The 13379-nt window shown below is 38.5% G+C and carries 11 protein-coding genes; 10 read left to right on the top strand and 1 reads right to left on the bottom strand.

The window, feature by feature from the left end; genetic code table 11:
- Positions 1–50 precede the first annotated feature (50 nt).
- The 8 genes from ACTRXI_RS15565 to ACTRXI_RS15530 all read left to right on the top strand — a co-directional run bounded on the left by ACTRXI_RS15565 (position 51) and on the right by ACTRXI_RS15530 (position 9110).
- Entirely contained in the window at positions 51–1142 is a 1092-nt protein-coding gene (locus ACTRXI_RS15565; protein ID WP_474264046.1) for an isocitrate/isopropylmalate dehydrogenase family protein, read from the top strand.
- Positions 1142–1792, top strand: a complete 651-nt coding sequence (locus ACTRXI_RS15560; protein ID WP_474264044.1) for a class II aldolase/adducin family protein — start codon at positions 1142–1144, stop codon at positions 1790–1792. The genes ACTRXI_RS15565 and ACTRXI_RS15560 overlap by 1 nt, the downstream gene beginning before the upstream one ends.
- 21 nt (positions 1793–1813) lie before the next feature.
- Positions 1814–2467, top strand: coding sequence for an aspartate/glutamate racemase family protein (locus ACTRXI_RS15555; RefSeq protein WP_474264042.1), 654 nt, complete (start codon positions 1814–1816; stop codon positions 2465–2467).
- A 15-nt stretch (positions 2468–2482) separates the two neighbouring features.
- Positions 2483–3775, top strand: a complete 1293-nt coding sequence (locus tag ACTRXI_RS15550; protein ID WP_474264040.1) for a four-carbon acid sugar kinase family protein — start codon at positions 2483–2485, stop codon at positions 3773–3775.
- A 237-nt stretch (positions 3776–4012) separates the two neighbouring features.
- Positions 4013–4888 carry a LysR family transcriptional regulator gene (locus ACTRXI_RS15545; protein ID WP_474264038.1) on the top strand — a complete coding sequence of 292 codons (876 nt, stop codon included), beginning with the start codon at positions 4013–4015 and terminating at the stop codon, positions 4886–4888.
- 143 nt (positions 4889–5031) lie between these two features.
- On the top strand, positions 5032–7734 hold the full coding sequence (acnA, locus tag ACTRXI_RS15540) for an aconitate hydratase AcnA (protein WP_474264036.1): 2703 nt from the start codon (positions 5032–5034) through the stop codon (positions 7732–7734).
- Positions 7735–7757: 23 nt separating this feature from the next.
- Entirely contained in the window at positions 7758–8648 is an 891-nt protein-coding gene (locus ACTRXI_RS15535) for a LysR family transcriptional regulator (RefSeq protein WP_474264034.1), read from the top strand.
- Between the two features lie 48 nt (positions 8649–8696).
- Entirely contained in the window at positions 8697–9110 is a 414-nt protein-coding gene (locus tag ACTRXI_RS15530) for a cupin domain-containing protein (protein WP_474264032.1), read from the top strand.
- Positions 9111–9945: 835 nt separating this feature from the next.
- Here ACTRXI_RS15530 and ACTRXI_RS15525 read toward each other — a convergent pair.
- Positions 9946–10539 (bottom strand): TetR/AcrR family transcriptional regulator, encoded by a 594-nt coding sequence (locus tag ACTRXI_RS15525; protein WP_474264030.1) that lies wholly within the window; start codon positions 10537–10539, stop codon positions 9946–9948.
- 176 nt (positions 10540–10715) lie between these two features.
- Here ACTRXI_RS15525 and ACTRXI_RS15520 point away from each other — a divergent pair, with 176 nt between their 5' ends.
- Positions 10716–11861, top strand: coding sequence for an FAD-dependent oxidoreductase (locus ACTRXI_RS15520; protein ID WP_474264028.1), 1146 nt, complete (start codon positions 10716–10718; stop codon positions 11859–11861).
- A 135-nt stretch (positions 11862–11996) separates the two neighbouring features.
- Complete coding sequence (locus ACTRXI_RS15515; RefSeq protein ID WP_474264026.1) at positions 11997–13307, top strand: MATE family efflux transporter; 1311 nt, start codon at positions 11997–11999, stop codon at positions 13305–13307.
- Positions 13308–13379 lie beyond the last annotated feature (72 nt).

The following is a 13379-nucleotide window of genomic DNA, read 5'->3' as shown; positions in this document are numbered from 1 at the left end:
GAATCACTCAGTAACATATAAAACACTACTTCCTTAAGGAGGAAATTAATATGAAAAGATACAACATTGGTGCATTGTACGGAGATGGGATCGGGCCTGAAATTGTGGAATCAACAATTAAAATTTTGAACGAAGCATCTAAGCCGTTTCAAGGTGTTGAATTAGATATTCAGGACCATCCTATGGGGTGGAAGGCGATAGAAGAATTTGATAACCCAGTACCCGATGTCACTAAAGATGCTTTAAGTAAAACAGATGGGTGGATCATGGGCCCCCACGATTCAGCTTCCTATCCAGAAAAGCACAAAGAAAACAGAAATCCGAGCGGTGAACTCAGACACTATTTCGACCTTTACGCAAATGTTCGACCTACTAAGGCAATCCCTAGTGTACAGGGGATTACGAGCGGAGCCGACTTAGTTATTTACCGCGAGAACACCGAAGGGTTTTACACGGATAGAAATATGGCTCTAGGCACTGGGGAATGGCAGGTCACTCCAGACGTTGTTCTATCGACAGGAGTTTTTACGCGTAAAGCGATTACTCGTATTGCGAAAGCAGCATTTGAAATGGCGCAAAAGCGTAAAAAGAAAGTAACAATTGTACACAAAGCAAACGTAATTAAGCTGGGTACAGGGATGTTCAAGGACATTTGTTTAGAAATCGCTGAAGATTATCCAGAAGTTGAAGTAGACGATTTTCATATTGATGCGATGGCTGCCCATTTAGTACGAAGAATAGACGAATTCGATGTCATCGTGGCAGAAAATATGTTCGGAGACATTCTTTCAGATTTGACTGGTGAACTGGCTGGCAGTTTGGGGTTAGCTCCTTCCATCAATACAAATGATGATCAAGTCATGGCTCAGGCTGCTCACGGATCGGCTCCTGATATCGCAGGGCAAAACATTGCAAATCCTGTAGGCATCTTACTCTCGACGGTCATGATGCTCCAATGGCTGGGAAGCAGACATAATGACCAGCAATTGTTTGACATGGCTGCCCATATGGAAAAAGGAATATTTTCCACCATGGATAAAGGCGTGACGACCAAGGATTTAAAAGGGGAAGAATCGACGTCTTCTTTTACAGATGCTATAGTCAACCAGCTGCAAGAGATGGGCAAGGAACTGAGCAAGTAATGGATTGGAAAAATGAACTAATACAAACAGGCAAAGAAATGAAATCCTTACATTTAGTATGGGGGACTGCCGGTAATATTAGCGTGCGCGTTGATGAAGCAGAGATTTTAATATCTGCTTCAGGCACAAAAGTCGGGGACCTGTCCACAGATTCGTTTGTCCAATGTAATGCCGTTTCCGGAGAAAAAACTAGTGGAGACAACAGGGCGTCGAAAGAAACATTCATGCATACCGGGATTTACCAAAACCGGCCGGACGTTCAAGCTGTGCTTCATGCTTCCCCGTACTATTCAACATTGTTGGGTTGTTCTGACTTAGGTCTTAAATCCAATTTATTTATTGAAACGATGTATTATCTAGAAGATATAGCTTACGTGGACTACTATCCTCCAGGCACACGAGAACTGGCCGAAGCTGTAGCAGACAAGGCTAAACATTCCTCGATCGTTATTATGAAAAACCATGGCGTAACGGTTTGCGATCATTCGTTAAAAGAAGCATTAATGCGTTTAGAGACGCTGGAAATTGCTTCTCGTATGTGTCTGGACGAATCGAAAAGCGATATAAAATTGCAAGAAGTTTCAACAGCAAAAGTCCATGACTTTTTACATCACTCGCATTACAAACCGCGGATGAAGAAAGAAAAATAACGAGTTTTAAGGAGAATCACCATGCGTAAGACCATTGGTTTAATTCACGCTACAAGCAATTCGTTTAATCCCGTAAATGAAGGGTTTCAGAAACTGGCACCTGATTATGAAATCCTTAATTTTTTAGATGAAGGCCTAATCTCCCAGGTGAATAAAGACGGAAAAGTGACTCCTTACACGTTACGAAGATTTATCAGCCTCATGAATAAAGCGGAGGAAAGTGGAGTAGATGGTATTTTAGCCGTATGCTCCGTTTTCACCCCGTACCAACAACAATTAAAAGAGCTCACCGAGTTGCCTTTCGTCAACGCCGATTTATCTATGCTCGAAGATGCTTTAAATTATGGAGACAGTATAGGCATCATAGCCACTGTTGAGCAGGCTGCCGTGACTTCAGAGACAATTATTAGAAATCTTGCTGAAGCAGGAAACCGGACTGTCCAATGTGATACCCATGTGATACCGGAAGCTTTTCAAGCTTTGCGTGATAGGCGTATTGAATTTCACGATGAGCTGATTCATCAAAGTATTGAAAAACTAAATAAAACAAGCGATGTTGTTGTCCTGGCTCAAATATCGATGAGTCGCGCTTCTGATACTTATTCGGGAGCAGCAAACGTACCAATACTTACTAGTTTAGAAGTGAGTATTGATGAGATTGTAAAAAAGATATAAGGGAGGGAGGTCAATATGATAGGTGTTGTAGCAGATGATACTACAGGGGCCAATGACATTGGGGTAATGTTCAGCAATAAAGGATATTCAGTAGAAATCCTGCCCTATGATACGGTGATCCCAGAACCTCCACAGGTAGATGTATTAATCATGGACACGGATAGTCGGCTGGATGTTAAGGAATTAGCTTATCATAAAGTACAGAAAGCAACTGAAAAATTAAAAAGCTTGAATTGTTCCCACTACTTTAATAAGACATGTTCTGTGTTTAGAGGAAACATTGGCAGTGAATTCGATGCTATGCTGGATACGTTGGAAGAAGATTTCTTAATTACAGTACTAGCTTTTCCACGAAACGGACGAACGACTATCGAAGGTTGTCATTATGTTAATAATACACTCTTAGAACAGACCCCGTTTTCAACAGATCCGGTGCATCCCATGACGGATTCCAACTTAGTCTCAATACTGGAAAAACAAACGAACAGAAAAGTTTCGTTTATCAATTTATCTACGGTGAGACAGGGCCCAGCGGCTCTAATAAGAGAAATTAATCAGAAAAAAAATTCTTCTAATTATTGCATTATAGATGCTGAAAACCAAGAAGATTTAGTTTATATAGCTGAAGCAATAAAGGACTTCAAAGTATGGGGAGGAGCTTCAGCAATCGCAGAAGAATTGCCTGCGTTTTTAGAAGAATCAAAATTCACGCACCCAGTACATGAATTAACCGGTTTAAAAGATGATAAGGGCGTGCTTGTAATAGCTGGGAGTCTTACACCTCAAACAAAACAGCAAACTGCCTATATTCAATCCCAAGGGGTGGCTACTTTTATTTTCGATTCAAGACTTCTTTTTCAGGAAAATGAACTAAAACGAGAAAAAAATAAAATAATTGATGAAGCAGTAACGATACTTGGTCGTGGAGAAAATGTTCTAATTAAGGCTAGTGACGAAGAAAAAATTGTCGAGGAAACGAAACAGGAAGGCAAGCGCACAGGTTTGACTGAGCTGGAAATCAGTAAACAAGTTTCTGCAATTTTAGCTCAATTAACGAAGGAAATTTTCAATATTACTAATGGAAAGAAATTGATTGTAGCAGGAGGAGACACTTCTGGAAGTGTAACCCGTACTTTAGGAATCAAGGGGAATTACGTGTTGGAAGAAATAGAAACGGGCGTGCCCTCTGGCCTGACATTAGATAAAAACATGATTATTGTTTTAAAGTCAGGCAGTTTTGGAAGTGAAACTTTTTTAGAAAAATCCATCAAGCATTTAACAACAATAAGTAGTTCTTCGAATGGATAACGAGACGCGATCCTTTTTGAGTTTTCATCCAAGCTAACCTTTAACCGAATTTAAAATTCAAAAAATGTTTAAGCAAATAAGTGAATGTTTATAGAAACTCGTACTTATAGGAGTGCATTTTCTTGAGAACGTGGTAATCTAGACCCGTTTGATAGAAAGTGTGCTTCTGTTTTTTTATATAAATTTTTTTACTTGTTCATTAGTATGGAAGAGAAGATCTAAAAGGAGTGGAGCGGAGTGGATAATAAAGATTGGGAGATACTTAAAGCCTTCAAAAACGAAACAAGCTTAGCGAGCATTGCATCCAAACTGTATGTGACCCAGCCAGCTGTGACATCTAGAATTAAAAACATCGAAAAGCAATATGATATAAAAATAGCGTATCGCACTTCCCAGGGAATACAGCTCACTCCTCAAGGAGATTATCTATCTAGACGGGCTGAAGAACTGTTAAAGGAATTTGATGAGTTAAAGAGCAACTTGTGGAACTTGAATGTAGAATATGCAGGAACTATAAAAATTGGGGTAGCCAATTTCATGACTCGTTATCGTCTTCCTGAAATGCTTCAGGGTTTTAAATCAATCTATCCAAACGTTAATTTTCAAGTTTTATCGGGTTGGAGTAAAGATATGTTAAATCTAGCTTATACTAATGAAGTTCATATTAGCTTTATTCGAGGAGATTACGCCTGGCAGGGACAAAAAAAACTATTGTTTGAAGAGCGTCTTTGTGTGGCAAGTACTGATCCTATAACATTATCGCACCTCCCATCTATGCCAAGAATTGATTACCAGACGGATGCCAAGTTAAGAGACTTGATTGAACAATGGTGGTTTGAAAACTTTGAAACTCTTCCGCTCACTACGATGAGGGTAAATCAGACGGACACAAGTATTGAAATGGTTAAAAAGGGGCTCGGCTATAGCATTTTACCCGAAATGGTTTTAGAAAACGCAAAAGAATTGTACACCCATGATCTGCGGGACAAACAGAACAATTACATATTGAGGCCTTCATGGATGATTTACAAAGACCAACAAATGAATCTAAAGATCGTGCGGGCTTTTGTAGAGTATATTCGAAATTCACTGGTAAATAATCGTTTGTCGTAATAAATTAATTATTAATTCATGATCTATGATTTTCCTAATATAATGAAATAACTTTTGTTTATGTAAGAAGATAATTAATAAGTATTTTTAATTATTTCATAAATTTTCTACAATTAGTAGTGAAAGACTAGAGGGAGGTCAGTATGAAAAATAAAACGCAATTTCTAAACACATTTAAATTTGAGGGGAACTGCTATTCTTATTATGATATCGCTCAATTGCAAGACATAATGAAAGGAAAGATAAAAGATCTGCCTTTTTGCCTTCGGATTGTATTGGAATCAGGACTAAGAGCTGTGGATGGAGAAAAAATAAAAGAGAAGCACTTAAAGGCACTTATGGAGTGGCCCCAGTCGGCAGCCGGGGAGCAAGAAGAAACGGCTTTTAACCCGTATAGAATTCTCCTGCATGATACCACGGGGGTCCCGGCGATAGTAGATTTGGCGATGCTACGTGATGAATTGCCAACAAAGGCAAGTGAAATTAATCCACATGTGCCTGTAGATTTAGTGGTCGATCATTCTGTAATGGTCGATTATTCGGGTGTGGCTGAGGCAAGGACTTTGAATGAAAAAAGAGAATTTGAACGGAATCATGAGCGTTTTCGTTTTTTAAAATGGGCACAATCAAGCTTTAAAAATTTTCGAGTGTTTCCTCCTTCTTCAGGGATTATGCATCAAATTAACCTCGAATATTTGTCAAAGGTTATCGTGGAAGAAGAGACAAGTGAGGGACGCCTTGTTTACCCAGACTCTTTAGTTGGTACTGATTCACATACTACTATGATAAATGGACTTGGAGTGGTGGGTTACGGGGTCGGCGGTATTGAAGCAGAATCACGTATGCTGAATGAACCTCTTTACTTTACTGCTCCGAAGGTGGTTGGTGTAAAGCTGACTGGTCAACTTCAAGAAGGTGTGACTTCCACTGATCTTGCTCTTACGATTACTAATCTGCTCCGACAAAAAGACGTTATCGGAAAATTTGTCGAATTTCACGGGCCTGGATTAGAAACGCTGAGTGTATTTGAACGTGCCACAATCGCGAATATGGCACCGGAATACGGAGCAACAATGGGGTACTTTCCAGTAGATGAAAGAACGCTAGAATACATGGATTTTATCGGGCATACAAAGACAAACGTGGAATTAGTAAAAAAATATTACAAACAACAGCAAATGTTCTATTCAAACAATAGTGAAGATCCGGTTTATTCGGAAGTTGTGCATCTAAATCTTAAGGAAGTTGAATCCATATTAGCAGGCCCCAAACGTCCTCAAGATAAAATAAAGCTTGGAGAGGCAAAACAAGAATATCAAAAAATTATAAAACAAGGGGCGAATGTTCAAGGTTATGGCCTTAGTGAGCACGAGCTCAAAAAAGAAGTTCGTTTAAGTAAAGAAGGTACTACTTTAAAACATGGAGACGTAGTCCTGGCAGCTATAACCAGCTGCACAAACACCTCTAATCCTGATGTACTTATTGGGGCCGCTCTTTTAGCTAAAAAAGCCATTGAACAGGGACTGCATAAACCTTCTTATGTAAAAAGCTCTCTCACTCCCGGCTCAAAAGTTGTTACGGATTATTTAAATGCTTCTGGTCTTACAAAGTATTTGGAACACTATGGCTTTCATTTAGCCGGATACGGGTGCGCCACCTGTATCGGAAATTCTGGGGAATTATTACCGGAAGTGGAGGACGCAGTCACCTCAAATGATATGACTGTTGCTTCCGTACTATCCGGAAATCGTAATTTTGAAGGACGTATAAATCCTAAAGTCAACATGAATTATTTGGCTTCTCCTCCACTGGTAGTAGCCTATGCTTTAGCGGGCACAATGAATATTGACTTAACAAAGGACCCTATTGGTTTCAATCGTAGTGGACAGCCAGTCTATTTAAAGAATATCTGGCCGGACTCAAGAGAAATCGCTCATGTCAAAAGCTCTTTCATTACCCCTGAAATGTTTCGTAAAAGATACGACCGTATTTTTACTTTAAATGAGAATTGGAATACACTTAAAGCTCCTGAAAATGAAAAATACGAGTGGGATGAATCTTCTACTTACATTGCTAAACCACCATTTCTTTCTGATCTTAATAAAGAGAAGATAGAAAGCATTCATGTTCCGGATGCCCGAATATTAGTAAAGCTTGGGGATTCTGTTACTACTGATCATGTGTCGCCTTCAGGAGCTATTAAAATTGATAGTCCCGCTGGCCATTATTTAAAAGCAGAAGGCATTCAGCCGAAAAATTTTAATTCCTATCCTTCTCGTCGGGGAAATTATCATGTGTTAGCTCGTGCTACATTTGCTAATGTAAGGCTTCGTAATCAATTATTAGATGAAATAGAAGGGGGATATACAGAACACTTTCCCACCGGAGAAATTATGCCAGTATATGAAGCGGCAATGAAGTATAAAGCAGAAAATCAAAATTTGGTAGTATTGGCAGGAAAGGAGTATGGTACAGGCAGTTCAAGAGATTGGGCAGCAAAAGGTCCTTATTTGTTAGGCATTCGCGCCGTATTAGCTGAGAGTTTCGAAAGGATTCATCGTAGTAATCTTGTCGGAATGGGAATTCTTCCACTTCAATTTGAGGAGGGAGTTAGTTCTGATTCTCTAGGATTAAATGGACGAGAAAGTTTTACTATTAAAGCTGAAGAAATTGTAGAACATGGAAAAGTTACCGTAGAAGCAAAAAGCAAGGGAGAAACAAAAATATTTGAAATGCTTATACGGTTAGATAATTCTATTGAAGTTGAATACTACAAGCACGGAGGTATTCTACCAGCGATAGCAAAGCGTTATATGAAACAATCCGAAGCTGGAATTGATCATTGAAATAAAAAATGAGGTGAATTGTTTTGGGAGAAAACGAATGGCTTGTGCTTTCTGCCTTACGTAAACACCTTAATATTACGAAAACAGCTAGAGAGTTGTTTATATCCCAACCCTCGCTAACAAAAAAATTAAAAATGATAGAACAAGAGCTGAATATTACAATATTTCAGCGAAAAAGTAAAGGGATACAATTAACCGCCCAGGGCGAATATTTAACTGCCTACGCAGAAAATATATTGCAGCAATTGGAAGATATAGAAAAAACTCTTGCTAATATAAATAATGAGATAGCGGGAAAAATTAAAATTGGTGTTTCTAATTATTATGCAAAATATGAATTGCCTTCTGTATTAGCAGGTTTTCATTCAGCATACCCTGAGGTGAAATTCGAGATTTTAAGCGGTTGGACGAAAGAGATTAGCTCGCTTCTTACGAGTAAGGCTATCCATATTGGAATTATCCGTGGCAAGTACGTGGCAGGGGCAGAAAACATATTATTGTTTCAAGATCCTGTTTGTATTGTGTCAAAAGAGAAGATTGCACTAACGATGCTAGAGGACAAACCAAGAATTGATTACAAAACGGGGAACGTAATGACCAATATGTTGGATGAATGGTGGTATGAAAAATTCGACCGTCCACCTCGGGTAGAAATGACTGTAGACAGTATGGAAGCCAGTAAAGAAATGGTGTTAAGAGGTTTCGGATATGCTTTGCTACCAGCATCTATAGTAAAGGAAACTGACGATGTTTATACTCAACGATTATATAAAGCACAGGTGAAGGAGAAGCTGACGATTGATACTTGGGCTTGCTGTGACTCTAGTCTGCTTGAAATAAATAGTGTAGCTCTCTTCTTTCGTTTTTTGCGAAATTATTATCAAGATAAGCGATATAATAATGAAAGTGTATAGAGTGCATTGGCGGAAAAAATTTAAATTATTATAGATTGGATGAAGATTATGAATGAAATCAATTATCAGGCTGCAATAAACAAATATAAAAACGTTGAACCTGTGGAAATGGAAGAAGGAGTAAACTTTTATGAAATGACTTCGAAAACAATGGGTGCCAAAACGATTATGACAGGTATTGCTGTCTTTCAACCTGGAAAATGTTTACCATGTCATATTCACAATGTTGAAGAATCTGTCACCATTCTTGAAGGTAAGGCTTTTTGCGATGTAGGAGGAAGGAGAAGTCACTTAGAGCCCTATGACACTTCCTTCATTCCGGCAAACATTCCGCATCGGTTTGTTAACTCGAGTAATGAAGACACTTTAAAAATATTGTGGGTATATTCACAAATAAATCTCGAATTGAATGTTGTAGATTTAAAAAGAATTACTGTAGATGCTGCCGGATGCATGCGTTAATTATTCAACTTACATTAGAAGAGCAATAAATTTGATGAAAATCTAATTACTCGTGGAGTATATTTTAACCCAGTCAAATAGACTAGGTTTTAGAAGAATTTTTTAGCACTATGGAGGGGCTTAAAACTCTTTTCATGGAGGAAGTATATGAAAAGGTCCACCGCGGAAAAGCCGCCCTTCGGAAGAATTCGACGCCGGGCATAATGAAATTCTAAAACATGTATTCAAAGTTATAGAACAAAATAAAGAGTACGAAGATTTTTTCAACGAATTAGATAGCGCCCATAAAGCATAATAGAAAAAAGGAAGACGTATAGTGGAGAAGGTGGAGGGGAGTCCACTAGTAATTAAAGGATTGAAGTAAAAAGTTACGATGAACGTTGTCATTTTAAACACGTTGATCACGGGGAGCTCTGTTTTTTTAATGTGCTGCTAATAATCGGCGATTATGTTAATAAAAGAAATAAAGGGATGGTAAAGTGCCATTTCTTTATGTGAGGTGTTCCTGGTGATTCCGGGCGGCATTACTGAGTTTAATGTTTTTCTGTTACTGGCTCCTAGTCTGGCCGTCTTTGAAAATAGTGTCAGTGTCCTCCTATTCGTTTTCTTTGGCGGGGCTATTAACAAAGGGTATAGCTACCTATGCTCTCTGTTATGGTATCGGCCGGTCTTACACAGACATATATAATATAAAATCCCCAACGTCTATTCGTACGTTGGGGATTTAGTATAACTAGGAGGGTAAGTATTTACAGAGGCATGTTCCGGGAATACCTTAGGTAGGAAAAAGAAAAAAGGATAGAGGGTATATGGGCTCGAATCACCCCCCCCCTTCTTATTTTTTTAGTCCGGGCACGATTAAATCAATAGCTAGCTTATATAAGTTTTTTTGTTCCTGATTTGAATGATAGCCAAACAACTCTGCATTCGCTAAAGAGGTGATGAAGTTATATAAAAGCACCGACACATCTTCAATCAACAAATCTTCCCTAAATTCCCCACTACTTATGCCTTCCTCTAAAATACGACTCACGATTTGAAATTCAGGTTCATACAGATTAAGCACAGCGTCATAATTATGTTCATTTGTTGACACAAAATATTCTTGAAGGGTATTCATAATCGGCTTTTGCAGCATGATATTGTTTAAGTTCGCCCAAATATACAATTTCTTCTCAGCGGATCGCTCCGTTTTTGATGTAATATCCCAGTTTCGAATAAATTCATTAGATACTTGCTTAATACAATAAAGATACAATTCTTCTTTATTCTTAAAATGATAATAAACCGTTCCCTTACTTACATTTGTTTCCTTTTTTATATCGGCCATAGATGTAGCGCTATAACCCTTGTGTTCAAATATTTTCGTTGCAATATCTACGATAAATTGTTTTGTATCCTCGCTATTCACTCCTGTAGGTCTGCTCATATTTCCTCCAATTATTTTAAACTTATTTTTTTATCTTACTAATTTTTATTATACTAGTTAATCGTACTAATGTTTATTTAAATTCGATAAAAATTCTTTTTTAATTGGGTTTTAACATAATTTAATTGACCAATTGTCCGAATAGTGGTATTGTTTTCTCGAAGGGAGTGATTTGTTTGAAAAACAAAGTTGTTATTAATGGTGGGGGCGTGGCAGGTTTAGCCATGGCACTATTTTTAAAGAAAGCAAATATTGATAGTGTCCTGTATGAACAGGCACCAATGTATGGCAAAGTCGGCGGACATTTTGTTATCCATCCAAGTGGCGTGAAAATGCTTGAAATGCTGGGATTGGGCGAAGAAATTAAAAATAATAGCCATCACTTAGTCGATGTTGCAGTACTTGACAAGGATAACAATCCATTACTTGAAGAAGTAGAAAACAAACTCGAATTAGAGGAACTTCCGGATCTCATTAATATTGCTCGTTTTCATCTAATTGATGTGTTATATAAAGAAGCTATTAAAAAAGGAATTAATATTCAATTCGGAAAACGGTTGAAAAATTTTGTACAGGAAGGTGAAGGTGTCCACGTAACGTTCGAAGATGGTACAGAAGATTTTGGTTCTGTTTTGATCGGAGCAGATGGTGTGCGTTCAAAAACGCGGGAGCTTTTATTCCCATTCCCGGCAAATCCGTTAAAGTACTTAGGCAAAACGGGTGTGTACGGAATGATTGAAACGGAAAAGCTAGGCGAACTTAAAGAATACTTTACAAGGGATACGTCTCTGATGTATTTCCATGATAATTTTATTTTCTTCGTATCGAAGCATCACCCCACAGATGAAGAAATTTCATGGTCACTTATTTCAGTAGAGCCACGGAAAATTGCGAAAAAAGATTTTGAAGAAAAAGCGACAGAGGAATTAAGAACAGATATAGCTGCACGTTTTGAAGGCTGGGAAATGCCAATTCGACAATTAATTGAAGCCACAGATCATATTATTGCAAAGCAGCTTTACTACATTGACTTAATGAAGTATTACTCGCACGGTCGTGTTGTGTTAATCGGGGACGCTTTACATACAGCGGACCCGAATGCCGGCATGGGGACCACTTTAGCGTTTGAAGATGCGATGTATTTAGCCAAACTACTGCGTGATTACGATCACGAAGATGCCTTTTACTATTTCGAGCATGACCGCAAATCACGGGCGGAGAAGGTGTTCCATAGCGCGAATCTATTAGACAGTTTAGGGATTGATAATGCAGAAGAGTATGCATTCTTTAATGAAGGGATAGACGCTCGCTGGGATAAATAAAATAAAAATATCATGTTCATGCAAATCTATTGGGGTTTATGTCGAATAAAAACCAAGATAATCGTAGATATTTAAAGTGAAAGGTCTCTAAGCGTGACATCACTTCAAAGACACTCCGTTTGAAGGAGGAAAAAAATGGAAACTTTGCAACAAAACCTTATGAATAAACCAGTAAAACGGGTGTTCTTTCATTTCTTTTTTCCGGCAGTCCTCGGAATGCTGCTTATGTCGGTTAACATGCTTCTCGACGGTATTTTTGTTGGTCATGGCGTTGGGGAGATTGGATTGGCAGGGATGAATCTAGCCTCACCAATTTTTATGGTCATTTTAGCAACAAGTTTATGGATTGGTATTGGTGGAGCCACCTACTTTTCATCCGCTATTGGTGAAGGTGCAATTAAAAAGGCGCGAAGCAGTTTTACGTTAGCTGTAACTATTTTTATCGGAATGCTAGGTACTATTAGTGTTATCGGTTCTATTAACATAGACACGCTTGCCATTTGGCTCGGTGCCAATGAGGAAACGATGGCACCGACTACAGAATATTTGCGTGTCTTATTTCCCCTTGGCTGGATTTTAGGATTACAGCAGCTGCTAAGCATTTTCATCCGAAATGATGGTCGGCCGGTACTGGGAATGGTTTCGCTGGGTGTCACCTCTGTGATCAATATTATCCTTAACTACATTTTCATCTTTCCATTGGGATTAGGGGTTTATGGGGCTGGTTTAGCAACAGTACTTGCAGGGGTAGTTGGAGTAGCCATTTTTATTCCACATTTTTTTAAGAAACAAGTCGTATTAAATCAATTGGAATGGGCTTGGTCAAGGCGGGCAACGGCTCAAATTTTAGCGATTGGTTTTCCAAGCTTACTAGCAGAATCAGGTGCTTTTGTATTGATTATTGGTTATAACTTAAGTATTGTGGCAGCTTTAGGAACAGACGGGGTTACAGCTTTCTCTGTTATTAATTATTTACACGGTTTTATGTTTCTAGCGTTTTTTGGTATTGAAACCGCAATGCAGCCAATGATCAGTTATTATCACGGTGCCAAAAAGAAACTGCAGATGCAAAATACAATCGCGTTAGCAGAAAAAACGGCTATCGGTCTCGGGCTGATTTTATTTGTAATTGGCTATATTTTTGCTCCTATGCTAGTACGTTTATTTGGGGTAAATGACGAAACCATTATTACATTAGCAGTAGAGGGCATTCGCTTATTTTTCGTTGGATATCTGTTTATAGGGATTAGCTTTGTCTATATGACGTATTTTCAATCCGTAGGAAAAGCATGGTCTGCGACATTGATTATTCTTGGCCGAAGTTACGTCCTATATTTGGGTTACTTATTTGTCCTGCCGCAAATACTAGGTGTTAACGGTATTTGGCTTTCGATGCCTATTGCCGAACTAACAATGGCTGTGCTGATTGTTTTATTTGTAACTTAGATTGTCAATTTAAGCGCAACACTTCTTCGTGAAACACTTCTTCCGTGGTTTTCCCATGCAAACAATTTCTGG

It is taken from the genome of Marinococcus sp. LNHM4E3-1 (assembly GCF_056034405.1).
The sequence above is the reverse complement of the archived record's forward strand: the minus strand, read 5'-3'. Positions and strand labels throughout refer to the sequence as shown.